We start from the raw sequence: 23,352 nt of genomic DNA on the forward strand, positions 1-23,352 counted from the left end.
GAAAAGTCGAGGGCGGCGGCCTGCGGAGAGCGCAGAGCATCCGTTGCCGAAGCGCCACGCGTGGCCCGGGCGGGCCCAGGGCGTAACGCGGGCTCAGCGCGTCGGGTCGTCGCCGCGCGTGAGCTCGTCCCAGCTGTCGACGGGGTCCATGCGGGGGGTGCCGTCGGCGGCCGCCGGAGCCTCGGGCGTGGTGCCGTCGGTGGAGACGGGGGCGCCTGTCGAGGATGCCGCCGCCGCCGAGTGGCCGTGCGAGCCGGGCTCTCGGGAACCGAGGTCGGCGGAGGGGCCGTCGGCGGTCGAAGCGCCGTCGGTGGCGGCATCCGCGGTGTTGACGGCGACCGTGCGATAGCGCTTGGACGAGCTCGGCCAGCGACGCGCCGTGGCCAGCACGAGAGCGCCGACGAGCACGAAACCGATGCCGAGGATGAGCGTGACGATGGGCCACGCGGTGGGGATGGCCGAGCTCACGATCGTGCGCACCGACTCGTGCCCCGCGATGCCCGTGACCTGGGTGACCGCCGGCTCGGAGGCCCGCACGCCGTCTTGCAGGGCGAGGAACGCCGAGAGGGAGATGCAGACGCCGAGCAGGATGTTGAGCACCGCGAGGATGTAGCGGAACAGCACGCCCGCGATGGCCAGCGCTGCCGTGAGGGCCAGCCCGGCCAGGGCGAGGGCCGAGAGCGCGGGAGCCGCGACCTCGCCCGAGACCTCGATGATGCCGACGACGGGCGAGTTTTGCGTCTGAGAGAGCTGAGCGCTGAACCACGTTTGTGTCCAGGCGAGGAGCGACAGCGCGCTGAGGACGACGAGGCCGAGCAGCGACAGGTACTTCACGCGCTTGGCTCGGGCCGTCGCGCGTTCGAGGCGCTCGTCGGCGTCGGTGGCGGCAGCGTCCGTAGCAGCAGGCGTCACGTCGTCCGGCCCGGGGGTCTCGGAGGTCATCTGATCCTTTTCATGGTGTTCGCGACGGCGACAGCACGCAACGGGGCGGCCGCCTTGTTCACCGACTCCTGGAACTCCGATTCGGGCACCGAGTCGGCGACGAGACCGCCACCCGCCTGAACGTGGGCGACGCCGTCGATGAGCGTGGCCGTGCGGATGGCGATCGCGAGGTCGAGGTCGCCCGCGAAGCCGAAGTAGCCTACGACTCCCCCGTAGACGCCGCGTTGGGCGGGTTCTAGGGAGTCGATGATCTCGAGGGCCCGGGGCTTCGGGGCGCCCGAGAGCGTTCCGGCGGGGAACGTTGCACGGAAGACGTCGACGGGCGAGACATCCGGAAGCAGGTCGCCCTCGACCGACGACACGAGGTGCATGATGTGGCTGAACCGCTCGACGCGCATGAACTCGGTCACCTCGACGCTGCCCGCGCGGCAGACCTTCAGCAGGTCGTTGCGCGAGAGGTCGACGAGCATGAGGTGCTCGGCGCGCTCCTTCTCGTCGGCGCTGAGCTCGGCCGAGAGGTCGGCGTCTTGCTCGGGCGTGGCGCCACGCGGCTTCGAGCCGGCGATCGGATGCGTGAACACGCGGCCGTCTTCGACCTTGACGAGCGCCTCAGGCGACGAGCCGACGATGGAGTAGGGCACGCCATCGACCGTGTCGAGAGTCAGCAGATACATGTACGGGCTCGGGTTGAGCGTCCGCAGGATGCGGTAGACGTCGATGGGCGCGGCGTCGGTCGGCTGATCGAACCGCTGCGAGACGACGACCTGGAAGATGTCGCCCTCGCGGATGTGCTCTTTCGCCGTGTCGACCGCGGCCAGGAAGTCGCTGCGCTGCGTGCGGTGATGGGGCGTGGGCTCGGCCGAGAGATCGACGTCGGCGAGCCAGGCGTCGCTCGGTTGCGCCAGGTCGCTTTGCATGGCGTCGAGGCGGCGTTGCGCGGCATCCCACAGCTCGTCGGATGCTTCGCTGCCGTCGTTGAGCGCGTTGGCGATCAGCAGCACCGTGCCCGTGCGGTGGTCGAGCACCGCGAGGTCGGCCGCGAAACAGAGCGCCTGGCCGGGCACGCGGTTCTCGAGCGGCGGGCGGTTCGGCAGGCGTTCGATCTGGCGGATGGCCTCCCACCCGATGAAGCCGACGAGACCACCCGTGAGGGGCGGCATGCCGTCGATCTTCGGGGTCTGCCAGCGGGCGTGCAGGCGTGTGATGGCCTCGAGCGGCTGGACGTCGTCGAGCGAACCGAGGGCGCGTTCGACATCCATGCCGTAGTCGATCCAGCGGGGTGTCTCGCCCTCCTGCGTCAGCACGCCGAACGAGGAGACGCCGACGAAGGAGAACCGTGACCAGATGCCACCCTGTTCGGCCGATTCGAGCAGGAAGCTGCCCGGGCGGCCGATCGCGAGCTTGCGGTAGACACCGACGGGGGTTTCCCCGTCGGCGAAGAGTTCGCGCACGACGGGGATGACGCGGTGCTCGGCCGTGAGGGCGTCGAACTGGGCGCGCGTGGTGCTGCCCGGCATGCTCGTCGTCATGATGCCGTTCCTTCCGAGGCCGGTCGATCGGCGCTGACGGCGTGCAGGTCGCGACCGTCGAAGCACGTGCGGGTGCCCGTGTGGCAGGCGACGCCGACCTGGTCGACCCGGACGAGGAGCGTATCGCCGTCGCAGTCGAGGCTCACGTCCTTCACGTATTGCGCGTGGCCGGACGTGTCTCCCTTGCGCCAGTATTCCTGTCGGGAGCGCGACCAGAAAGTGCCGCGGCCCGAGGTGAGCGTGCGGCGGAGGGCTTCGGCATCCATATAGCCGAGCATGAGGACCTCGCCCGTGTCGTACTGCTGCACGACAGCCGGAACCAGGCCGTTGTCGGCAAAGGCGACGCGTGCGATCTGGGCTTCGACGGCTGAGGGGCTCGGGGCCGCGGTGTGCGTTTCGGTCATGAGCGGACCTCGATTCCTTCGGCGCGCAGCGAGCGTTTGACGTCGCCGATGGTCAGTTGACCGGAGTGGAAGACGCTCGCGGCGAGCACGGCGTCGGCGCCGGCCTGGACGGCGGGGGCGAAGTGCGAGACGTCGCCCGCCCCGCCCGAGGCGATGACGGGGACGGGGCTCAGTGCACGCATGGCCGCAACGAGTTCGAGGTCGAAACCTTCCTTCGTGCCGTCGGCGTCGATCGAGTTGACGAGCAGTTCGCCGACGCCGCGCTCGATGGCCTCGCGCGCCCAGGCCAGAGCATCGAGCGTGGTTTCGGTGCGGCCGCCGTGCGTCGTGACGACAAACCCCGAGGGAAGCTCGGCCGAACGCTTCACGTCGAGCGAGAGCACGAGCACCTGGGCTCCGAACACGCCCGAGATCTCGTCGAGCAGTTCGGGGCGGCGGATGGCGGCGCTGTTGACGCCCACCTTGTCGGCACCCGAGGCGAGCAGTTTCGAGACGTCTTCCGTGCTGCGGATGCCGCCGCCGACGGTCAGCGGGATGAAGACCTGCTCGGCCGTGCGCGCGACCACGTCATACGTCGTGGCGCGGTCGTCGACCGTGGCCGTGACGTCGAGGAACGTGAGCTCGTCGGCGCCCTGCTCGTAGTACTGCCGCGCGAGGGCCACGGGGTCGCCGGCATCGCGCAGGTTCTGGAAGTTGACGCCCTTGACGACGCGGCCGTCGGCCACATCGAGACACGGGATGACGCGGGTGATGACCGACATCGTGCGTGTGTCCTTCCCGCTAGAGCCTGGCGGCGTGGATGGCGCTCACGAGGATCGCGCGGGCACCGAGTTCGTACAACGCATCCATGATGTCGTTGGTTTCTTCGCGTTTGATCATGACGCGGACGGCGACCCACTCGGGGTCGCGCAGGGGCGAAATGGTGGGCGACTCGATGCCGCCGGCGACCGCGGTGGCCTGTTCGAGGAGCGCGACGGGGAGGTCGTAGTCGAGGAGCACGTATTGACGGGCCACCAGCACGCCCTGCAGGCGGCGACGCAGGGTGGAGAGGCCCGGCTTCTCGTCGCCGTTGCCGATGAGGACGGCCGTGGATTCGAGGATGACGGGGCCGAAGATCTCGAGCCCGGCCTTGCGGAGTGTCGTGCCCGTGGAGACGACGTCGGCCACGGCATCCGCCACACCGAGACGCACGGCAGATTCGACGGCGCCGTCGAGGTGGACGAGCGTGGCTTCGACGCCCGCACTGCGCAGGAAGTCGCCCACGAGGCCCGGGTAGCTGGTGGCGACGCGCACGCCCTGCAGGTCTTCGAGCTGAGCGAAGCGGCCCTCGGGGCCAGCGAACCGGAACGTCGAATCACCGAAGCCGAGCGCCTCGATCTCGGTGGCCGTCGAACCCGAGTCGAGCAGCAGGTCGCGGCCCGTGAGGCCCACATCGAGCGCGCCCGAGCCGACATAGGTCGCGATATCGCGCGGGCGGAGGTAGAAGAACTCGACGCCGTTGCGGGCATCGATCAGGTGCAGCTCTTTCGGGTCGCGACGCGTGGCGTAGCCAGCCTCGGTGAGCATGACGGCGGCCGTCTCGGCCAGTGAGCCCTTATTGGGCACTGCGATTCGCAACATGGAAAAACTTTCGGGTAGAAGAAGTCGGATGACGTGAGCGGGACTCACAGATGTCGATAGACGTCTTCCGGGCTGAGGCCTTTGGCGATCATCATGACCTGCACGTGGTAGATCAGCTGCGAGATTTCTTCGGCGGTCTCGGTGTCGCTCTGGTATTCGGCGGCCATCCACACTTCGGCGGCCTCTTCGACGATCTTCTTGCCGATCGTATGCACGCCACCGTCGAGCTCGCGGACCGTGCCACTGCCCTCGGGGCGGTCGATGGCCTTCTGGCTGAGTTCAGCGAACAGGGCGTCGAATGTCTTCACTCACCCAGGTTACTAGTAACGCGGCTAGGGGGTGTGCGTGTGGGCGGCGGCCTCGCGGCGCAGCGTGTCGATCGCCAGCGCCGGGTTCTCGGCGCCGAAGACGCTCGATCCGGCCACGAACGTGTCGGCGCCGGCCTCTGCCGCGATGGCGATGGTCTTCTCGCTGATGCCGCCGTCCACTTGCAGCCACACGTCGAGACCCGTCTGGGATACGCGTTCACGCAGCGCCCGCAGCTTGGGCATGGTTTCGGGCATGAAGGACTGGCCGCCGAAACCCGGTTCGACGGTCATTACGAGCACCTGATCGAATTCGGCAAGGAGGTCGAGGTAGGGATCGACATCGGTGCCAGGCTTGAGGGCGAGGCCGGCTCGCGCACCGATCTCCCGCAGGCGCCGGGCGACGGAGACGGGGTCCGTCGTCGACTCGGCGTGGAAGGTGACCGAGTAGGCGCCGAGCTCGGCATAGCCCGGGGCCCACTTCTCGGGGTTGTCGATCATGAGGTGGACGTCGAGCGGGATGGGCGAGACATCCTGGATGCGTCCGGCCATCTGGGGGCCGAACGTGAGGTTGGGGACGAAGTGGTTGTCCATGACGTCGACGTGCACGAGGTCGGCGGTTGCGATGCGGTGCAGATCGCGTTCCATGTTGACGAAGTCGGCGGCGAGGATGCTGGGGTTGATGCGGGCGGTCACGGCGTCTCCCTATCGTGCGTTCTTGCGAATGAGTGCCACGAACATGGCGTCGGTGCCGTGGCGGTGCGGCCAGAGCTGAGCGACGGTGCCCGAGTGCTCGCCGAGCGTCGTGTCGCCCAGGTCGAGGTCGTTCACCGCGATGCGTTGCAGGGCGGCGGCCGTGTCGAGGAGTTCGGCGTCGGCACCCCACCGACCGAGCGCGGCCAGGACGACGCCGCGTGTTTCGGCGATGTGGGGCGAGCAGGTCACGTAGGCCACCGTGCCGCCCGGCTTCAGGGCGTCGAAGGCCGAGGCCAGCAAGGAGGCCTGCAGCACGGTGAGGTCGGCGACGTCTTTGGCGGTTTTGCGCCAGCGCGCCTCGGGGCGGCGTCGCAATGCGCCGAGACCCGTGCACGGCGCGTCGACGAGGATGCGGTCGTAGGTGTTCGGGCGATGCTCACCGATCTGGCGACCGTCGAGCTCGCTCACCTCGGGGACGTCGGCGAGAGGGCGGATGGCGCGGCGCACGAGTTCGGCGCGCGCGGGCGTGATCTCGTTGGCGTCGAGATGGGCGTGCCCGGTGTGTGCCTCGGCACCGAGGAGAGCCGTCTTGCCACCCGGCCCGGCACACAGGTCGAGCCACCGCTCCCCCGGTTGCACGGGTTCGAATCGGCTGAGCGCGAGCGCGGCGAGTTGAGACCCTTCGTCTTGCACGCGCAGCCGGCCGCCGGCATGCCCGATGGTCGTGTCGGGGTCGCCGTGGCCCAGCGTGAAGCCCACCGGAGAGTATTCGTTGGGGTGCGCATCGGCCGGTGCGTCGATCAAACCGGGCAAGGCGATGAGGTTCACCCTCGGAGCGTCGTTGTCGGCGGCAAGCAGCTGTTCGAGTTCGTCGACGCGGCCTTCGGCCGTGAGTGATTGGCGGAAGGCGCGGATGATCCAGGCGGGGTGCGCGTATTCGACGGCCAGGCGGTCGTCGGCGTTTTTGGCCCGCGCGAGCACCTTTTCTTTCCATTCCGACGCTTCGCTCCGCGACAGCGTGCGGAGGACGCCGTTGACGAAACCGCTGGCCGAGCGCGAGCCGACCTCGCGCGCCAGCGAGACGGATTCGTTGACGGCCGCGTGGGAGGGCACGCGCATGCCCAGCAGCTGATGGGCGCCGAGGCGCAGCACGTCGAGTACGGGGAGGTCGATGTCGTCGATCGACCGGCCAGCCGCGAGCTCGATGACGCGGTCGTAGTAGCCGCGCAACCGCAGCGTGCCGTAACAGAGCTCGGTCGCGAGTCCGGCGTCGGCCGTGTTGAGGGCCGCCCTCTTGATGGCCGTTGGCAGCAGCAGGTTGGCGTAGGCGTCGTCGCGGCTAACGGCGGTGAGTACGTCGTAGGCCACGCGGCGGGCGGGCTGCACCGTGACGACGGGGGCGGGGCGGCTGCGGGGCCGCTGGCGGCCGGCCGGCCGAGACGTGCGTTTGTGGGTGTTGTCGCTCATCGGGCTGAGATCTCCGCTCCGCTGGGAAGGCCACGCCACCAGTCGGCGGCGGCCATTGCTTGACGCCCGGCAGGTTGCACGCGGACGAGTTCGAGGTCGTCACCCGAACCGGTGCCGATGTGTACGCGCTTGTCGATGAGGGCGAGCCGCCCCGCGTCGAGGCCCCGGCCAGTGGTGCGAGCGAGCTCGAGCACCTTCAGAGTCGTGGTACTCGGCTCAGCGACACCAGCGACGTGTGCGGCACCAGCGCCTGCCGCGACAGCGGCGGCGGTCGAACCGCCGGCCGGGGCGATAGTGATCTCGGTGTGTGCTCCGGGCTCGGGCGTGACGCCTCGATAGTGGGCGAAGACGCGCGAGGCATCGGCCGACCAGTCGAGGCGCCCGTCAGCGGCCGAGAGCTTGGGGGCGAGTGTGACGTCCCCGCTCTGCGGTTCGGACGTAGCAGTGCCCGAGGCGATGTTGTCGACGACCTCCAGCACCAGGGGCACGCTCTCGGCGGCGTAGGCCTGGAGCAGGTCGCCCGCGGTGGCGTCGTCGGGCGCGGGGAGCGCGCGCCGCAGGAAGATGTCGCCCGCATCGAGTTCGGGCACGAGCTGGAAGATCGAGACGCCCGTCTCCTCGTCGCCCGCGATGAGCGAGTGCTGCACGGGCGCGGCGCCGCGCCAACGGGGAAGCAGCGAGAAGTGCAGGTTGATCCATCCGTGTGTCGGTGTGTCGAGCAGGGCTCGCTTGACGAGGCCCCCGTAGGCGACGATGACTCCCAGGTCGGGTTCGAGTGAACGGATGGCTGCGGTCACGTCGTCGTCGAGACGGTTGGCTTTGATCACCGTGAGGCCCGCGCGCTCGGCGGCCGCGGCCACGGGAGACGGAGTCATGACGCGTTTGCGTCCGACGGGCGCGTCGGCCCGGGTGATGACGGCTACGACCTCGTGTCGGCTCGCGACGAGCGCCTCGAGGGTGGGGACGGCGACGGCGGGCGTTCCGGCGAAAACGATCTTCATGCGGTGGGCTCCTGTCGGCGATGGTCGGGGGCTGTCATTGGAAGATCTCCGGATCGTCGAAGTGCACTTTCAGTGTAGGCGCTGGGCGGTAGCCACCCTTGGCGGCCGGTGGGCGTCGCCTGGAAGTGGCTGCCCGAACGACGGACGCGCGCAGCGACTTGGCGAGTCTCTGGGCCAGCGCATAGTCGGTGCGGATGACGGCGCGGACCTGTTCTTTTTCGTGCGGTGTCGGCCCCAGCACGGCGCCCGGCGGTAGCTCGTGTTCGGCGCGGACGTCGTCGATGGCGCGATCGACGCTCTCGGCCGTGCCCGTGAGCGCGACGACGCGCACGGCCGGCGGGAAGCGCAGTGCGCGACGGTCGTCGAGTTCTTGACGCGCGAAGCCGGATTGATCCCAGTTGGCCAGGGCGGTGCCGAGTGTTCCCGCGACGCCCGTCAGCACGACGGGCGCGCGCGGTGCGGCGAGGGCCGCGGCATTCGACCACCACCGCAGACAGTCTTCCGCGATGCTCAACGATTCGGCGGCGAGCATGCGTTCACCGTCGAGCAGGAGCACCGCCGCGTAGCCGCCCTGCACGAGTGGCTCGGCTCCGCGGGTGGCGACGACGAGCGATGCGCGCCTCTCGATCGTGCGGACATTGCGTTCGCCGTCGGACACGATGACGGTGTGGCCGGGGAACGCCTTGCCGAGTTCCTCTGCCGTGCGGCCCGAGCCTCGGGTGACGAGCTTGAAGAGCTTGTGCTCGCACGTGTCGCACTGCCAGTTGACGGCGAGGGCTCCGCAGACCGTGCAGGCCGGTGTGGCTCCGGCGCGCGTGACGCCGAGCGGGCCATGACATTCGCGACAGCGGGCGAGATGCGAACAGTTGGCGCAGGCGACAGCCGGAGCGTACCCGGGCCGCGCCACCTGCACGAGCACGGGACCGGTCTCGAGCGCCTCTCGGGCGATGCGCCACGCGGTCGAGGGAATGCGGGCAGCACCCGATGCGGCATCGGGCTGGTCTTGGCGGGCCGTCTGGATGACTCGGGGTGCGACGAGCGGTTTCGGAGCTTCGGCCGTGAGCCAGCCCATCTGCACGAGCCGCTCGGTTTCGACGCTGCGGCCGTGGCTGAGAACGACGAGGGCCGCGCCCGATTCTTCTTGCCGCACGAGGGCCGCGTCGCGGGCGTGCACATAGGGTGCCAGTGGTTCGCGATACAGGTGGTCGCCGTCGTCCCACATTGCGATCAGGCCGAGCCGGGAGCTCGGGGCGTAGATCGCTGACCGGTTGCCCACGATCGCGCGCGGGCGGTCGTCGAGCAGGTCGAGGAAGGATGCGTAACGCTCGGCGTTCGACTGCCGCGCATCGACGCGGGAAATCTGTTTTGGCGGCAGCAGATCGGCCAGCGCCGCCTCGAGTTGGTCTTGGTCGCGGTAGTCGGGCGTCAGCAGGACGGCCGTGCGTCCTGACATGACCGTGTTGTGCGCGAGCTCGGCCAGTGTGCGCGCCCAGGAGCCGATGGGCGCTCCCGTTGCTGTTTCGCGCGGGCTGGGGATAGCGTCGAGCGCCAGCCTGCCGCCCTCGGCGACGGCCCGCCAGACAGTGTCGCGGTAGCCCGAGACGGCGATCAACCCGTGCAGCTCGCCTTCTGACTGCGTAACCTCGGCGACTCTCGCGTCAGCGTCTGGCTGTGTAGCGACGTCAACGTCCGCGTCAGCGCCTGGCTCCTTTGCTAACTCAGCGTCCGCGCCGGCTTCGGGCTGCGCGGCCACGTCGACGTCTGCGACGGTGCCGGGCTGCACTCCCGCGTCAGCCGGTTCGGCGACCTGTGCCCGCTTCGAGGCCTCGAGGGCGCGGGCCTTCCACGCCTTCTCGACGCGCACCTGCCGTGACGGGATGGCGAGACGCAAAATGTCGCTCGCTCCCCCCGCGCTGCGCTCGGACAGCCGGCGCGCCAGTGACCAGACCTCGGGTGTGAGCACAGGAACGTCGGAGACGAGTTCTTCGAGCGGTGTGAGGGCTCCGCCGAAGTCGCTCGTGTCGACGACCTCAACGACGTAGGCCGCGGCGACGCGGTTCGCGCTGCGCAGCGGCACCTTCACGCGGACGCCCGGCATGACGGAGCCCCGCAGCTTCTCGGGGATGGCGTAATCGAAGAGATGGTCGAGCTGCGGAAGCGGCGAGTCGATGACCACCCGGGCGACCGTTCCGGTCTCGGGCAGCGCCGAGCCTCCGGTCGGGTCGGCCAGTGGTTCGGCCATGGCGCTAGAGTCCGGCAGCGCTCTGCAGCTGGCTGACGCGGTCGAGACGCTCCCACGTGAAGTCGGGAAGCTCGCGGCCGAAGTGACCGTAGGCGGCCGTCTGCTGGTAGATGGGGCGCAGCAGATCGAGTTCGCGGACGATGGCACCGGGGCGGAGGTCGAAGACCTCGCGGATGGCGTCGACGATGGTCGCCTCGGGCACCTTGGCCGTGCCGAACGACTCGACGTAGAGGCCGACGGGCGCTGCCTTGCCGATGGCGTAGGCCACCTGGACCTCGAGCTTGTCGGCGAAGCCCGCGGCAACCGCGTTCTTGGCGACCCAGCGCAGCGCGTAGGCAGCCGAACGGTCGACCTTCGACGGGTCTTTGCCGCTGAAAGCGCCGCCGCCGTGACGTGCGGCGCCGCCGTAGGTGTCGATGATGATCTTGCGGCCGGTCAGCCCCGCGTCACCCTTGGGCCCGCCGACCACGAAACGGCCGGTCGGGTTGATGAGGAACTGTACGTTGCTGGTGTCGAGGTCAATCGTGTCGAGCACGGGGCGGATGACGTGACGCTCGACCTCGGCGCGCAGCTGGGCCGTCGAGACGGCCTCGGTGTGCTGGGTGGAGAGGACGATGGTCTCGACCGTGCGCGGGATGATGCCCTCGTAGCCGATCGTGACCTGGGTCTTGCCGTCGGGCCGGAGGTAGGCGAGCTCGCCCGACTTGCGCACGGCCGCGAGGCGCTCGGCGAGGCGGTGAGCGATCCAGCTCGGCAAAGGCATGTACTGCGGCGTCTCGGTGGTGGCGAAGCCGAACATGATGCCCTGGTCGCCGGCGCCCTGCTGGTCCAGCGCATCGGAAGACGACTGCTCCCGGCTCTCGAACGCGTCGTCGACACCCTGGGCGATATCGGCGGACTGCTGGCCGATCGACACGGAGACGCCGCAGGAGGCGCCGTCGAAGCCGGCCTCGGACGAGTCGTAGCCGATGGAGGTGACGAGCTCGCGCACGATGGCGGGGATCTCGACGTAGGCATCGGTCGTGACCTCGCCCGCGACATGGACGAGGCCCGTCGTGACGAGCGTCTCGACGGCGACACGCGAGCGCGGGTCTTCGGTCAGGAGGGCATCGAGGATGGCATCGGAGATCTGGTCGCAGACCTTGTCGGGGTGCCCCTCGGTAACCGATTCCGACGAGAAGAGACGCAGTTGTGTCATGCAGGTGCCTTACCTTGAATGCCCGTGCGAACCAGCACGGATGAGTGATCGGTGTGAGTGGATGCCCGCCTCACGGTGCTCATAACTATATCCGGGGCATCCGACAGGCCCCGGGTGGTTACGCGTCTGTGAAGAACTTCACGGCATCTCACCTGGGGAGAACGATCTGCCACGGAAAAAAGTCCCGGAACAGCGACCGAGCGCACAGAAAAGGCCGCCACCCGAAGGTGACGGCCGAACCTGGTGGAGAGTTCACGCACGTGAACCCGCCGAGCGGATCGCGCTTAGGAAGCGGGAACGATCGGCTTGAGAACCAGCTTGTCCTCGTTGATCTCGTGCATCGCGACCGACAGCGGCTTGTCTTCGACGTTGGAGTCGACGAGCGGCCCCACGTTGTCGAACAGGCTGCCTTCGTGCAGGTCGGAGTAGTAGTCGTTGATCTGGCGCGCGCGCTTCGACGCGAAGATGACGAGGGCGTACTTCGAGTCGACCTTCGAGAGCAGGTCGTCGATGGGCGGGTCGATGATTCCGGTGAGCTTGTCAGCCATGGTCACACTCCTCGTGTGGGTATTGATGGAAAGTCTGCTGGGGATGATGTTCCGGTCTCACGATGCGAAGCATCGACCCGATTAACGGGATGACCCGGAATTCCCGCGAGTCTTGATCAAGTCTACGACTTCTTCCGCCGCTTCGGCGACCGTGTTGTTGACGACCTTCACATCGAACTCGTTCTGCGCGGCCAATTCGATCTTGGCCGTGGCCAGTCGTCGCTCGCGCTCTTCCTCGCCCTCGGTGCCGCGGCCGACGAGCCGGCGCACCAGCTCGTCCCAGCTGGGCGGCAACAGGAACACCAGCGTGGCGTCGGGCATGGCCTGACGCACCTGGCGGGCACCCTGCAGGTCGATCTCGAGGAGGACGCTCTCACCGCGGCGCAGCGCCGCTTCGATGGGCGCTCGCGGCGTGCCGTAGCGGTACGCGTTGTGCACGGTCGCATATTCGAGCAGCTCGCCCTCGACGATCATGCGGTCGAACTCGGTGTCGTCGACAAAGTAGTAGTTGACACCCTCGACCTCGCCCGGGCGGGGCTGGCGCGTCGTCGCCGACACCGACAGCTGCACCTCGGGGTGGTGCTCGCGGATGTAGTTCGCCACCGTGCCCTTGCCGACGGCCGTCGGCCCGGCCAGCACGATCAAGCGGCTGCGCTTGCGCGAACGGTTGGTCGCCTCACGTTCGATGAGGAAGTTGCGCAGCCGCACCCGCTGCTTTTGACCGAGGCCGCCCACGCGCTTGGCGGGCGAGATGCCGAGGTCTTCGAGGATCTTCGCGAGCTTCGTCGCGCCGATGGCGGGCACGCTGAGCAAGAAGTCCGTGACCCGGAGACGTCCCTCCACGCCCTCCGGATCTGCGATGGCCCGGTCCAGAATCTGGAGGGCCGAAACCTGTCCGTCGGCGATTCGTGCCTTGACCGTGGCACGAGCGCGTCGGGCGGCGACAGCAGCACGAGACGCCGCAACGCGGTCGACCTCGGGCGGGCGCCGGGGGGAAGTTTCAGGCAATGTTGCTTCTCACATCCTTTGCTTGGTTCTTGATCGCGGCGGCGATACCGGTGGGGCCGGCGTCGAGCACACTCCGCGACTGGGCGACGATGACACCGGGGCTCATGGGCCCGAAGATGTCGGCCGACTGAGATACGGCCGCGCCTTGATGCCCGAAACCGGGCGCTAATACAGGTAACACGGGAGAGGGGCGGAAGTCGAGTTGGAACTCGGCGAGCCGCAGAGTTGCACCTATGACCACGCCGACCGAGCCGAGCTTGGTCTCCCCCGCCGCGGCGTTCGAGGCGACGATGTCGTCGACGATGGCGCGGGCGACACGACGCGGTGCCCCGCCATCCGAGGTGCCGTTCGAATCCTCGGCAGCCGAGGCTGCGTGCGTGTCGACGAAGGCGCGCTGGATGTCGCGACCCTCGGGGTTGCTCGTCGCCGCAAGCACGAACACACCCTTGCCGTGCTCGCGCGCCAACCGGATGGGGGCATCGAGCGACCCGACGCCCTGGTAGGCGACGAGCGTGACGGCATCCGCTTCGAGGGGCGAACCGGGACGGAGCCAGGTCTCACCGTAAGCTTCGACGCTCGTGCCGACGTCGCCGCGCTTGGCATCGGCGATGACGAGGAGTCCGGCCGCGCGCGCAGCCGCAATGACTTCTTCGAGCGCCGCATAGCCGCGCGAGCCGTGGCGCTCGAAGAACGCCACCTGCGGTTTGACGATGCCCGCCTGCCCCGCGCTGGCTTCGACGACCCGCAGGCCGAACTCGCGCAGTCCGGCGGCGTCGTCAGAGAGCCCCCACGCCGACAGGAGGTACGGGTGAGGGTCGATACCTACCGAGAGCCGCCCGAAGCGCCCGAAGGCGTCGTTCAGGCGGTCTCCGAAGGTGGGTGTGCCGGCCCCCGTCATGCCTGCGAGACGCTGCCGGCCGAAGCCGAAGCCGAAGCCGAAGCCGAAGCGAGCTCAGCGGCACGCGCGGCGCGGTCTGCCCGGTCCTGCGCGTACTCCTGCAGCGAGCGGACGTCGAAACCGGTGCGGATGGCCTCGAGCGAAGCCACGGCGGCGGTCAGCTCGGCGATCGTCGTGAACAGGGGCTTGTCCTCGGCCACGGCGGCCGCGCGGATCTCGTAGCCGTCGGCGCGAGCCGAGCGACCGGACGGCGTGTTGATCACGACATCCACCTCGTTGCGGTTGATGAGATCGACGATGGACGGCTCGCCCACCGATGCCTCGTTGCCCTCGGAGAATTTGCGCACCGTGCGGGCCGTGATGCCGTTGCGGTTGAGAACCTCGGCTGTACCCTCGGTGGCGAGGATCTCGAAGCCCAGCTCTTTCAGGCGCAGGATCGGCAGCACGATCGAGCGCTTGTCGCGGTCCGAGACAGAGACGAAGACGGTTCCGCCGAGCGGCATTCCGCCGTAGGCAGCGGCCTGGCTCTTGGCGAACGCCCGCGGGAAGTCGCGGTCGATGCCCATGACCTCGCCGGTCGAGCGCATCTCGGGCCCGAGCACGGAGTCGACGATGTCGCCCGCCTTGGTGCGGAAGCGCTTGAAGGGCAGCACGGCCTCCTTGACGGCGACGGGCGAGTCCATGGGAACGCGCGAACCGTCGATGGGGGGCAGCAGCCCCGAGTCGACGAGCGAGCGCACGGTCGAGCCGACCATGATGAGCGACGCCGCCTTGGCCAGCGGGATGCCGAGCGCCTTCGACACGAACGGCACCGTGCGGGACGCCCGAGGGTTGGCCTCGAGCACGTAGAGCACACCCGCGCCGATCGCGAACTGCACGTTGAGCAGGCCGCGCACGCCGACGCCCTCGGCGATGGCGCGCGTCGCCTCACGAACCTGGTCGATCTGCGAGCGGCCGAGCGTGACGGGAGGCAGGGTGCACGAGGAGTCACCCGAGTGGATGCCGGCCTCTTCGATGTGCTCCATGACGCCGCCGATGTAGAGCTCTTCGCCGTCGTACAGCGCGTCGACGTCGATCTCGATGGCGTCGTCGAGGAACCGGTCGACGAGCAGCGGGTGCTGCGGGCCGATGATGCCCTGGTCGGCCATGCGGTCGAAGTAGTCGACGAGCGAGGCCGTGTCGTAGACGATCTCCATGCCGCGACCGCCGAGCACGAAGCTGGGGCGCACGAGCACGGGGTAGCCGATCTCTTCGGCCACGGTGACGGCTCCGGTGACCTCGGTGGCGGTGCCGTTGCGGGGCGACAGGATGCCCGCGGCGTCGAGGATGGCGGAGAAGGCACCGCGCTCTTCGGCCAGGTCGATGGCCTCGGGCGTCGTGCCGAGGATCGGGATGCCGGCGGCCTTGAGCCCGGCGGCGAGTCCGAGGGCGGTCTGCCCGCCGAGCTGCACGACCACGCCGACGAGCTCGCCGGACTGGCTTTCGGCGTGCACGATCTCGAGCACGTCTTCGAGCGTCAGCGGCTCGAAATACAACCGGTCGCTCGTGTCGTAGTCGGTGGAGACCGTCTCGGGGTTGCAGTTGATCATGATGGTCTCGTAGCCGGCGTCGCGCAGGGCGAACGAGGCGTGCACGCACGAGTAGTCGAACTCGATGCCCTGGCCGATGCGGTTGGGGCCGGAACCCAGGATGACGACCTTGCGGCGGTCGCTCGCGATGACCTCGGTCTCCTGGTCGTAGCTCGAGTAGTGGTAGGGCGTGAGCGCCGGGAACTCGCCCGCGCAGGTGTCGACCGTCTTGAAAACGGGGCGGACGCCGAGGATGTGTCGAACCTCGCGCACCTCGGTCTCACCGAAGCCGCGCAGCTGACCGATCTGGGCGTCGGAGAAACCGTGGTTCTTGGCGACCGTGAGCACCTCGGAGTCGAGCACATCGGCGGTGCGCACGAAGTCGGCGACCTCATTGATGAGCACGATCTGGTCGATGAACCAGGGGTCGATCTTGGTGGCTTCGAAGACCTGCTCGGCCGTCGCGCCGGCCCGCAGGGCCTGCTGCACGACGACGATGCGGCCGTCGGTGGGGACCTTGCTGATCTCGAGCAGCTCGTCGACCGAGCGCGTCTCTTCACCCCAATGGAAGCTGGAGCCGCGCTTCTCGAGCGAGCGCAGCGCCTTCTGCAGGGCTGTGGCGTAGTTGCGGCCGATGGCCATGGCCTCGCCGACGGACTTCATGGTGGTCGTCAGCGTCGGATCGGCGGCCGGGAACTTCTCGAACGCGAAGCGAGGAACCTTGACGACCACGTAGTCGAGCGTGGGCTCGAAGCTCGCGGGCGTGACCTTGGTGATGTCGTTGGGGATCTCGTCGAGACGGTAGCCAATGGCGAGCTTCGCGGCGATCTTCGCGATCGGGAAGCCCGTGGCCTTCGAGGCGAGGGCGCTCGACCGGGAGACGCGCGGGTTCATCTCGATGACGATGATGCGGCCGTTGGCGGGGTCGATGGCGAACTGGATGTTGCAGCCACCCGTGTCGACGCCCACGGCGCGGATGATGTCGATGCCGATGTCGCGCAGGCGCTGGTATTCGCGGTCGGTCAGCGTGAGGGCCGGCGCGACCGTGATCGAGTCGCCCGTGTGCACGCCGACGGGGTCGACGTTCTCGATGGAGCAGACGACGACCGTGTTGTCGGCCGTGTCACGCATGAGCTCGAGCTCGTATTCCTTCCAGCCGAGGATCGACTCCTCGAGCAGCACCTCGCTGGTGGGGCTCGAGTGGATGCCGTCGCCCACGATGCGCACGAGTTCGGCCTCGGTGTAGGCGAAGCCCGAGCCGAGACCACCCATGGTGAAGGAGGGTCGCACGACGAGGGGGTAGCCCAGGTCCTTCGCGAACTCCTTGGCGTCTTCCACGGTGCGGGCGATGTGGCTGCGCGCGACATCCGCACCCGCTTCGATCACGAGGTCCTTGAAGAGCTGGCGGTCCTCACCCTTTTGGATGGCTTCGACCTTGGCGCCGATGAGTTCGACGTCGTACTTGGCGAGCGTGCCGGCGTCGTGCAGGGCGATGGCCGCATTGAGGGCAGTCTGACCACCGAGCGTCGGGAGCACGGCATCCGGGCGCTCTTTCTGGATGATGGTCTCGATGACCTCGGGCGTGATGGGCTCGATGTAGGTCGCATCGGCGAAGTCGGGGTCGGTCATGATGGTGGCCGGGTTCGAGTTGACGAGGATGACGCGCACGCCCTCTTCGCGCAACACGCGGCAGGCCTGCGTGCCCGAGTAGTCGAATTCTGCGGCCTGGCCGATCACGATCGGGCCGGAGCCGATGACGAGAACGCTCTTGATATCGTCGCGCTTGGGCATTAGTTGTTGTCTCCTGAGGTGGCGTCTGTGCTCGCGTCGGTGGTGGCGTCGGCCTTCAAACGAATGACCATGTCGCGGAAGCGGTCGAAGAGGTAGTTCGCATCGTGCGGTCCTGCGGCCGCTTCGGGGTGGTACTGCACCGAGAAGGCGGGGATGTCGAGGCACTGCAGACCCTCGACCACGTTGTCGTTGAGGCCATAGTGGCTGACCTCGACGCGGCCGAAGCCCTGCGAGGACTCGTGCACGCCCTCGATGGGCGCGTCGACCGCGAAGCCGTGGTTCTGCGAGGTGATCTCGACGCGGCCGGTGGACTTGTCGAGCACGGGCTGGTTGATGCCGCGGTGGCCGAAGGGCAGCTTGTAGGTGCCGAAGCCCAGGGCGCGGCCGAGCAGCTGGTTGCCGAAGCAGATGCCGAAGTAGGGCGTGCCGTCGCGCAGCACGTCGCGCAGGAGTTCGACGTGGTGGTCGCTCGCGGCCGGGTCGCCCGGGCCGTTGGAGTAGAAGAGCGCATCGGGTTTGAGGGAGCGCACGTGATCGGCGCTCACGTTCTGCGGCAGCACGACCACGTCGAAGCCGCGCTCCGAGAGATAGGTCAGGGTGCTCTTCTTCACGCCGAGGTCGAGCACGGCGACCCGGCCCACGCGTTCGCCGGTCGCGGCGATCTCGTAGGGGTGCTGCGTCGACACCTCGGCCGAGAGGTTGAGGCCGCGCATGTCGCGACCCTCGCGCACCAGCTCGAGCTGCGTGCCGTCCGAGAGGTCGGCGTCGGCGCCCGAGAAGACGCCGGCCTTCATGGCGCCGGCCGAGCGGATGTGGCGCGTGATGGCGCGCGTGTCGACGCCCGCGATGCCCACGACGCCGTCCTTCTCGAGCTGCGCGTCGAGCGTGCCCTCTGAACGGTGGTTGGACACGATGCGGGAGGGGTCGCGCACGACGTAGCCGGCGACCCAGATGCGTGCCGACTCTTCGTCCTCGGCGTTGACGCCCGTGTTGCCGATGTGCGGCGCGGTCATGAGCACGATCTGCCCGGCGTAGGACGGGTCGGTCAGCGTCTCCTGGTAGCCGGTCATACCGGTCTGGAAGACGATCTCGCCGAGGGTCTGGCCGGTGGCGCCGAAGGCCTGGCCGGTGAAGCGCGTGCCGTCTTCGAGGACGAGCACCGCCTTCGCCTTGCTGCGGAACGGGGATGAGGTCATGTCAGTTCTCCTTCGTGCTGGGAGCGGCGGGGGCCGTTCCAGCGGTACCGAGGCGTCGGATGGCTTCGAGCACTTCGGTTTGTCGGGGGGATTCGATCAGCCGGAGATAGCTCTCGGCGAAGTCGGGGGTGGGGATGCCGGTCGACCAGCGCACGCGGATGAGCCCGTCGGACTCGACCACGCGGTCGATGGTCCAGGTGGCCGTCGATGCGTCGGCGATCCGGCCGGCGGGGATGAACACGGGGTGCTCCCCCGGGATCTGCACCAGCAGACCCTCAGTCGCGACGATGAGCTCGGCTCGGGCGCGGAACCCGAGGCCGGGTAACGCCAGCCGCTCGAGGGGTTGGCCGGCGCGCGACGTGGCGACGTAGAAGACGTCGGCGGTGAGGATGGGATGCAGCGACTCGGGTGCGGCGGGCAGGGCCGGGATCGCGGCATCCCTGCGTCGTCGCCCGCGCCACGCCCACACCATGGCGCCGAGCAGCAGCGCCAGGAATGCGACGACGAAGATGCCGGGGATGAGGCGGCTATCCACGGGCGCCTCCCCCGGCTGCGTCGGCGGCTCCGGCTGCCTCGGCGGCTCCGGCGGCCCGGAACGCCCGTGCCTTTTCAGCCACGACGGCCGAATCGAGCACGCGTCCATCGGTGACCGTGGCATAACCGTCATGGAAGGTGTGCAGCACGCGCCCCGGCAGGTCGATACCCGCGTAGGGTGTGTTGCTCGACTTGCCCGCGAGGTCGTCGGTGCCGAATGCGCGGCGGGCCGACGTGTCGTAGAGCGCGAGGTTGGCCGGGGCTCCGACGGCGATGCCGCGGTCGTAGCCGCCGATGCGGCCGATGTGAGCGGGCGTCTGCGACAGGATGCGTGCGACATCCGCCCAGCCGATCAGGCCCGTCTCGACCATGGCCTCGTGTACGACGGAGAGCGCGGACTCGAGGCCCACCATGCCGTTGGCCGCGGCATCCCACTCGCAGTCCTTCGCCTCGACGGGGTGCGGCGCGTGGTCGGTGGCGACGATGTCGATGGTGCCGTCGGCCAGAGCCTGGCGCAGCGCCTCGACGTCTTCGCGCCGACGCAGGGGCGGGTTGACCTTGAAACGCGAGTCGTAGTCACGAACCAGGTCTTCGGTGAGCAGCAGGTGGTGGGGCGTGACCTCGGCCGTGACGGGGATGCCGCGAGCCTTCGCCCAGCGGATGACGTCGACCGAACCGGCCGTCGACACGTGGCAGACGTGCAGGCGCGAGCCCACGTGTTCGGCCAGCAGCACGTCGCGCGCGATGATCGATTCTTCGGCGACCGCGGGCCAGCCGGCGAGCCCGAGCTCGCCCGAGAGCGCACCCTCGTTCATCTGGGCGCCCTCGGTGAGGCGCGGCTCTTGCGCGTGCTGGGCGATGACGCCGTCGAACGCCTTGACGTATTCGAGGGCGCGCCGCATGAGCAGCGGGTCGGAGACGCAGAACCCGTCGTCGGAGAAGACGCGCACTGACGCGCGTGAGGAGGCCATGGCGCCCAGCTCGGCCAGGCGCTCGCCCTTCAGGCCCACCGTGACGGCGCCGATGGGCTGCACGCGCGCGAATCCCGAATCGAGGCCCAGGCTCAGCTCTTGTTCCACGACGCCGGCCGTGTCGGCAACGGGCGAGGTGTTGGCCATGGCGAAGACGGTCGTGAACCCGCCGGCCGCAGCAGCGCGCGTGCCCGTTAGAACGGTTTCGGATTGCTCGTAGCCGGGCTCGCGCAGATGCGTGTGCAGGTCGACGAGCCCGGGCAGAGCGAGCAACCCGTCGGCGTCGATACGCGTCGCTCCGGCCGGGGCGCTGAGACCCGAACCGAGCTCACGAATCACACCATCGGCGATCAGGATGTCGGAGCGCGAACCATCCGCGAGCGTTGCGCCTTCGATCAGGGAGACATCGGTCATCCGGCTCATGATCCTTCCTCCGTGTTACCCGAGAGCAGTAGGTAGAGCGCCGCCATTCGCACGGAGACGCCGTTCGAGACCTGTTCGCGCACCGTGGACATCGCCGAATCGGCGGCGCGAGACGAGATCTCGAGGCCTCGGTTCATCGGGCCGGGGTGCATCACAATGCTATCCGGCCCGAGACGCGCGAGACGCTCATCGTCGAGGCCCCAGCGGCGGGAGTATTCGCGCGGGTTGGGGAAGAACGCGTCGCGCATGCGTTCGGTCTGGATGCGGAGCATCATGACGACATCGGGTCGGCCCTCGTCGATGGCCACGTCGAGGTCGTAGAGGATGCGGGCAGGCCAGGCCGCGAGGTCGACGGGCAGCAGAGTCGGCGGGGCCACCAACGTGACCTCGGCGCCGAGGGTGTCGAGCAGCCACACGTTCGAGCGGGCCACGCGCGAGTGCAGGATGTCGCCGACGATCGTGACCTTCACGCCGTCGAGCCCGGCGCCGCGCGATACCCCCGCGCGCAGGCGGCGGCGGATCGTGAAGGCATCGAGCAGGGCCTGCGTCGGGTGCTCGTGCGTGCCGTCACCGGCGTTCAGAACGCCCGCGTCGATCCATCCGCTGTTGGCGAGAGTGCGCGGTGCACCCGAGGCGCCGTGGCGGATCACGACGGCGTCGGCGCCGATGGCCTGCAGCGTCTGGGCGGTGTCCTTCAGGCTCTCGCCCTTCGACACGCTCGAACCCTTGGCGCTGAAGTTGATGACGTCGGCCGAGAGGCGCTTGGCGGCCGCCTCGAACGAGATGCGCGTGCGCGTCGAGTCCTCGAAGAAGAGGTTGACGACCGTCTTGCCGCGCAGCGTGGGCAGCTTCTTGACCTCGCGCAGCTGCGTGTCGGCCATGTCTTCGGCGATGTCGAGCAGGCGGATGGCGGCGCCGCGATCGAGATCGCGGGTCGAGAGCAGGTGCCTCATGCGTCGGCCCCCTCGATCGACACGTATTCGTCGCCGTCGAGCTCGGTGAGCCGCACGTTGATGCGCTCGTCGAGGGCGCTCGGCAGGTTCTTGCCCACGAAGTCGGGCCGGATGGGCAGCTCGCGGTGGCCGCGGTCGATCAGCGCGGCGAGGCGCACAACGCGTGGCCGGCCGTAATCGCCGAGGGCGTCGAGCGCCGCGCGAATGGTGCGGCCCGAGAAGAGGACGTCGTCGACGAGGACGACGGTCTTGCCGTCCACTCCCCCGGCGGGGATGCGGCTGGGCTGCGGGTTTCGCGTGGGATGCCGGCCGAGGTCGTCGCGGTAGAGCGTGACGTCGAGGGCTCCGAATGGGATGTCCTGGCCCGAGATCTGGCTCACGAGCCCGGCGACGCGCTCGGCGAGGAGGACGCCGCGGGTGGGAATGCCGAGAATGACGAGATCGTCTGCGCCGCGGTTGGACTCGAGGATCTCGTGTGAGATGCGAGTCAACGCCCGGGCGATGTCAGCCTGGTGAAGCACGGTTCGCGCGCTCATTCAGACTCCCTTCTCCGCCTCTCTGGACGGTGTTAAAGGTTGCCGATAGTGAGACTCAGCCTAGCAGGATCACGCCTCGTACAACTCGAGCGGCAGGCCATCCGGGTCAAAGAAGAAGAGCATCTTGCGGCTCGTGTGCGGGTCGATGCGCACCTCTTCGACGCGCACCTGCTGCTCGACGAGTTCGGCGCGGCAGGCCTCGACGTCGTCGACCGCGAACGCGAGGTGGCGCAGGCCCTGGGCTTCGGGGCTCGGACGCACCGGGGCGTTCGGGAACGAGAACAGCTCGATGAGGTACTCGCCGTTCAGGGCGAGGTCGCCCATCCAGCTGTCGCGCTCGGCGCGATACACCTCGGTGAGGAGTTCGCAGCCGAGCACGCGCTGATACCAGGCTTTCGAGACCTCGTAGTCGCTCGCGATGATCGCGATGTGGTGGACGCGTTTGAGTTTCATGAGCGCCTCAGTGTCATGCGGACGTGATCTAACGGCCTAGATGGCGGCGTTCGACTGGGCGATCTTGGCCAGCAGGCCGTTGATGAACCCGGCCGAGTCGTCGGTCGACAGCGTCTTGGCCGCCTCGACGGCCTCATCGATGGCGACGGCGGTGGGAACCTCGTCATTGAAGAGGATCTCCCAGACGCCCATGCGCAGGATGGCGCGGTCGAGCGTGGGCATGCGCTGCAGAGTCCAGCCCTGCGCGTAGCTCTCGATCTGCTCGTCGATTTCATCGCGGTTGTCAATCACGCCGTCGACGATGTCGCGGGCGTAGAGCCAGGATGCTTCGCGCTGCGGCTCGCTGGCCGCGCGTTTGGCTTCTTCTTGCAGGGCGTCGGCGAAGTCCATCTCGCGCAGATCGGCGACATAGAGGATATCGATGGCCCGTTTGCGGGCCTTAGTGCGGGCGCTCACTAGTCGCTGACGCGACCCAGGTAGTCACCGGTTCGGGTGTCGACCTTGACCTTGGTGTTCTGCTCGACGAAGAGCGGCACCTGGATCTGGTAGCCGGTCTCGACGGTGGCGGGCTTGGTGCCGCCGGTCGAACGGTCGCCCTGCAGGCCGGGCTCGGTGTACGTGATCTCGAGCACGACGGAGGCGGGCAGGTCGACGTACAGCGGGTTGCCGTTGTTGAGCGCGATGGTGACCGTCTGGTTCTCGAGCAGGAAGTTGGCGGCATCGCCGACGACGGCTGCGGGAACGTTGATCTGGTCGTAGTCAGTCGCGTCCATGAAGACGTAGTTGTCGCCGTCGTTGTAGAGGTAGCTGTATTCGCGGCGGTCGACGTTCTCGATGTCGATCTTGGTGCCCGCGTTGTAGGTCTTGTCGACGACCTTGCCGGTCATGACGTTCTTCATCTTGGTGCGCACGAAGGCGCCGCCCTTGCCCGGCTTCACGTGCTGGAACTCGATGACGTTCCACAGCTGGCCGTCGATGTTCAGGACCACGCCGTTCTTGATGTCAGCGGTAGATGCCATGGGGTTTTGGTGTCCGTTCGTGAGGTGTGGAGGAGGCATCCGCGATGCCC

23 protein-coding genes are annotated in these 23,352 nt (G+C 68.4%); all 23 read right to left on the reverse strand.

The window, feature by feature from the left end:
• Positions 1-93 precede the first annotated feature (93 nt).
• The 23 genes from ALI44B_RS02700 to efp all read right to left on the reverse strand — a co-directional run bounded on the left by ALI44B_RS02700 (position 94) and on the right by efp (position 23,302).
• Positions 94-942, reverse strand: coding sequence for a Trp biosynthesis-associated membrane protein (locus ALI44B_RS02700; protein ID WP_083709444.1), 849 nt, complete (start codon positions 940-942; stop codon positions 94-96).
• Positions 939-2,471 (reverse strand): anthranilate synthase component I, encoded by a 1,533-nt coding sequence (locus tag ALI44B_RS02705; protein ID WP_077053213.1) that lies wholly within the window; start codon positions 2,469-2,471, stop codon positions 939-941. Before ALI44B_RS02705 ends, ALI44B_RS02700 begins: the two co-directional genes overlap by 4 nt.
• Entirely contained in the window at positions 2,468-2,875 is a 408-nt protein-coding gene (gene hisI / locus ALI44B_RS02710) for a phosphoribosyl-AMP cyclohydrolase (RefSeq protein ID WP_077053214.1), read from the reverse strand. Before hisI ends, ALI44B_RS02705 begins: the two co-directional genes overlap by 4 nt.
• On the reverse strand, positions 2,872-3,636 hold the full coding sequence (gene hisF, locus ALI44B_RS02715) for an imidazole glycerol phosphate synthase subunit HisF (RefSeq protein WP_077053215.1): 765 nt from the start codon (positions 3,634-3,636) through the stop codon (positions 2,872-2,874). The genes hisI and hisF overlap by 4 nt, the downstream gene beginning before the upstream one ends.
• Positions 3,637-3,655: 19 nt before the next feature.
• Positions 3,656-4,495, reverse strand: a complete 840-nt coding sequence (gene hisG, locus ALI44B_RS02720) for an ATP phosphoribosyltransferase (protein WP_077053216.1) — start codon at positions 4,493-4,495, stop codon at positions 3,656-3,658.
• A gap of 44 nt (positions 4,496-4,539) precedes the next feature.
• Positions 4,540-4,803: a phosphoribosyl-ATP diphosphatase gene (locus tag ALI44B_RS02725; protein ID WP_077053217.1), complete on the reverse strand. Its 264-nt coding sequence runs from the start codon at positions 4,801-4,803 to the stop codon at positions 4,540-4,542.
• A gap of 24 nt (positions 4,804-4,827) precedes the next feature.
• The gene (gene rpe, locus ALI44B_RS02730; RefSeq protein WP_077053218.1) at positions 4,828-5,496 is read right to left on the reverse strand and encodes a ribulose-phosphate 3-epimerase; all 669 of its coding nucleotides are present in this window, start codon (positions 5,494-5,496) and stop codon (positions 4,828-4,830) included.
• A gap of 9 nt (positions 5,497-5,505) precedes the next feature.
• Positions 5,506-6,963, reverse strand: coding sequence for an RsmB/NOP family class I SAM-dependent RNA methyltransferase (locus tag ALI44B_RS02735; RefSeq protein ID WP_083709445.1), 1,458 nt, complete (start codon positions 6,961-6,963; stop codon positions 5,506-5,508).
• Positions 6,960-7,964, reverse strand: a complete 1,005-nt coding sequence (gene fmt, locus ALI44B_RS02740) for a methionyl-tRNA formyltransferase (protein ID WP_077053219.1) — start codon at positions 7,962-7,964, stop codon at positions 6,960-6,962. The genes ALI44B_RS02735 and fmt overlap by 4 nt, the downstream gene beginning before the upstream one ends.
• Positions 7,965-7,998: 34 nt before the next feature.
• The gene (locus ALI44B_RS02745) at positions 7,999-10,206 is read right to left on the reverse strand and encodes a primosomal protein N' family DNA-binding protein (protein ID WP_238592019.1); all 2,208 of its coding nucleotides are present in this window, start codon (positions 10,204-10,206) and stop codon (positions 7,999-8,001) included.
• Between the two features lie 4 nt (positions 10,207-10,210).
• Positions 10,211-11,404 carry a methionine adenosyltransferase gene (gene metK / locus ALI44B_RS02750; RefSeq protein WP_077053220.1) on the reverse strand — a complete coding sequence of 398 codons (1,194 nt, stop codon included), beginning with the start codon at positions 11,402-11,404 and terminating at the stop codon, positions 10,211-10,213.
• Between the two features lie 284 nt (positions 11,405-11,688).
• Positions 11,689-11,952, reverse strand: coding sequence for a DNA-directed RNA polymerase subunit omega (gene rpoZ, locus ALI44B_RS02755; RefSeq protein WP_077053221.1), 264 nt, complete (start codon positions 11,950-11,952; stop codon positions 11,689-11,691).
• Positions 11,953-12,033: 81 nt separating this feature from the next.
• The gene (gene gmk / locus ALI44B_RS02760; protein WP_077053222.1) at positions 12,034-12,960 is read right to left on the reverse strand and encodes a guanylate kinase; all 927 of its coding nucleotides are present in this window, start codon (positions 12,958-12,960) and stop codon (positions 12,034-12,036) included.
• On the reverse strand, positions 12,953-13,858 hold the full coding sequence (pyrF, locus tag ALI44B_RS02765) for an orotidine-5'-phosphate decarboxylase (protein ID WP_077053223.1): 906 nt from the start codon (positions 13,856-13,858) through the stop codon (positions 12,953-12,955). The genes gmk and pyrF overlap by 8 nt, the downstream gene beginning before the upstream one ends.
• Positions 13,855-17,217, reverse strand: coding sequence for a carbamoyl-phosphate synthase large subunit (gene carB, locus ALI44B_RS02770; RefSeq protein ID WP_077053224.1), 3,363 nt, complete (start codon positions 17,215-17,217; stop codon positions 13,855-13,857). The genes pyrF and carB overlap by 4 nt, the downstream gene beginning before the upstream one ends.
• A complete protein-coding gene (gene carA, locus ALI44B_RS02775) occupies positions 17,217-18,413 on the reverse strand; it encodes a glutamine-hydrolyzing carbamoyl-phosphate synthase small subunit (RefSeq protein ID WP_077053225.1) in 1,197 nt (398 codons plus the stop codon). The genes carB and carA overlap by 1 nt, the downstream gene beginning before the upstream one ends.
• 1 nt (position 18,414) lies before the next feature.
• Positions 18,415-18,948: a PH-like domain-containing protein gene (locus ALI44B_RS02780; RefSeq protein ID WP_083709447.1), complete on the reverse strand. Its 534-nt coding sequence runs from the start codon at positions 18,946-18,948 to the stop codon at positions 18,415-18,417.
• Positions 18,941-20,332 carry a dihydroorotase gene (locus ALI44B_RS02785; RefSeq protein ID WP_077053226.1) on the reverse strand — a complete coding sequence of 464 codons (1,392 nt, stop codon included), beginning with the start codon at positions 20,330-20,332 and terminating at the stop codon, positions 18,941-18,943. The genes ALI44B_RS02780 and ALI44B_RS02785 overlap by 8 nt, the downstream gene beginning before the upstream one ends.
• A gap of 5 nt (positions 20,333-20,337) precedes the next feature.
• Entirely contained in the window at positions 20,338-21,294 is a 957-nt protein-coding gene (locus ALI44B_RS02790) for an aspartate carbamoyltransferase catalytic subunit (protein WP_077053227.1), read from the reverse strand.
• Positions 21,291-21,830: a bifunctional pyr operon transcriptional regulator/uracil phosphoribosyltransferase PyrR gene (gene pyrR, locus ALI44B_RS02795; RefSeq protein WP_077053228.1), complete on the reverse strand. Its 540-nt coding sequence runs from the start codon at positions 21,828-21,830 to the stop codon at positions 21,291-21,293. The genes ALI44B_RS02790 and pyrR overlap by 4 nt, the downstream gene beginning before the upstream one ends.
• Before the next feature lie 69 nt (positions 21,831-21,899).
• Positions 21,900-22,283, reverse strand: a complete 384-nt coding sequence (locus ALI44B_RS02800; protein ID WP_077053229.1) for a VOC family protein — start codon at positions 22,281-22,283, stop codon at positions 21,900-21,902.
• A 36-nt stretch (positions 22,284-22,319) separates the two neighbouring features.
• On the reverse strand, positions 22,320-22,739 hold the full coding sequence (gene nusB / locus ALI44B_RS02805; RefSeq protein ID WP_077053230.1) for a transcription antitermination factor NusB: 420 nt from the start codon (positions 22,737-22,739) through the stop codon (positions 22,320-22,322).
• Positions 22,739-23,302, reverse strand: a complete 564-nt coding sequence (gene efp / locus ALI44B_RS02810; protein ID WP_077053231.1) for an elongation factor P — start codon at positions 23,300-23,302, stop codon at positions 22,739-22,741. The genes nusB and efp overlap by 1 nt, the downstream gene beginning before the upstream one ends.
• Positions 23,303-23,352: the final 50 nt, after the last annotated feature.

The sequence above is a fragment of the Leifsonia sp. ALI-44-B genome (assembly GCF_001984125.1).
Taxonomy (GTDB): Bacteria; Actinomycetota; Actinomycetes; order Actinomycetales; family Microbacteriaceae; genus Okibacterium.

Excerpts from the sequence above, each read along its gene's own strand:
- ALI44B_RS02700 (WP_083709444.1), bottom strand. The coding sequence starts at position 942 with ATGACCTCCGAGACCCCCGGGCCGGACGACGTGACGCCTGCTGCTACG.
- ALI44B_RS02705 (WP_077053213.1), bottom strand. The coding sequence starts at position 2,471 with ATGACGACGAGCATGCCGGGCAGCACCACGCGCGCCCAGTTCGACGCC.
- hisI (WP_077053214.1), bottom strand. The coding sequence starts at position 2,875 with ATGACCGAAACGCACACCGCGGCCCCGAGCCCCTCAGCCGTCGAAGCC.
- hisF (WP_077053215.1), bottom strand. The coding sequence starts at position 3,636 with ATGTCGGTCATCACCCGCGTCATCCCGTGTCTCGATGTGGCCGACGGC.
- hisG (WP_077053216.1), bottom strand. The coding sequence starts at position 4,495 with ATGTTGCGAATCGCAGTGCCCAATAAGGGCTCACTGGCCGAGACGGCC.
- ALI44B_RS02735 (WP_083709445.1), bottom strand. The coding sequence starts at position 6,963 with ATGAGCGACAACACCCACAAACGCACGTCTCGGCCGGCCGGCCGCCAG.
- fmt (WP_077053219.1), bottom strand. The coding sequence starts at position 7,964 with ATGAAGATCGTTTTCGCCGGAACGCCCGCCGTCGCCGTCCCCACCCTC.
- ALI44B_RS02745 (WP_238592019.1), bottom strand. The coding sequence starts at position 10,206 with ATGGCCGAACCACTGGCCGACCCGACCGGAGGCTCGGCGCTGCCCGAG.
- metK (WP_077053220.1), bottom strand. The coding sequence starts at position 11,404 with ATGACACAACTGCGTCTCTTCTCGTCGGAATCGGTTACCGAGGGGCAC.
- rpoZ (WP_077053221.1), bottom strand. The coding sequence starts at position 11,952 with ATGGCTGACAAGCTCACCGGAATCATCGACCCGCCCATCGACGACCTG.
- pyrF (WP_077053223.1), bottom strand. The coding sequence starts at position 13,858 with ATGACGGGGGCCGGCACACCCACCTTCGGAGACCGCCTGAACGACGCC.
- carB (WP_077053224.1), bottom strand. The coding sequence starts at position 17,217 with ATGCCCAAGCGCGACGATATCAAGAGCGTTCTCGTCATCGGCTCCGGC.
- carA (WP_077053225.1), bottom strand. The coding sequence starts at position 18,413 with ATGACCTCATCCCCGTTCCGCAGCAAGGCGAAGGCGGTGCTCGTCCTC.
- ALI44B_RS02785 (WP_077053226.1), bottom strand. The coding sequence starts at position 20,332 with ATGACCGATGTCTCCCTGATCGAAGGCGCAACGCTCGCGGATGGTTCG.
- ALI44B_RS02790 (WP_077053227.1), bottom strand. The coding sequence starts at position 21,294 with ATGAGGCACCTGCTCTCGACCCGCGATCTCGATCGCGGCGCCGCCATC.
- pyrR (WP_077053228.1), bottom strand. The coding sequence starts at position 21,830 with ATGAGCGCGCGAACCGTGCTTCACCAGGCTGACATCGCCCGGGCGTTG.
- ALI44B_RS02800 (WP_077053229.1), bottom strand. The coding sequence starts at position 22,283 with ATGAAACTCAAACGCGTCCACCACATCGCGATCATCGCGAGCGACTAC.
- efp (WP_077053231.1), bottom strand. The coding sequence starts at position 23,302 with ATGGCATCTACCGCTGACATCAAGAACGGCGTGGTCCTGAACATCGAC.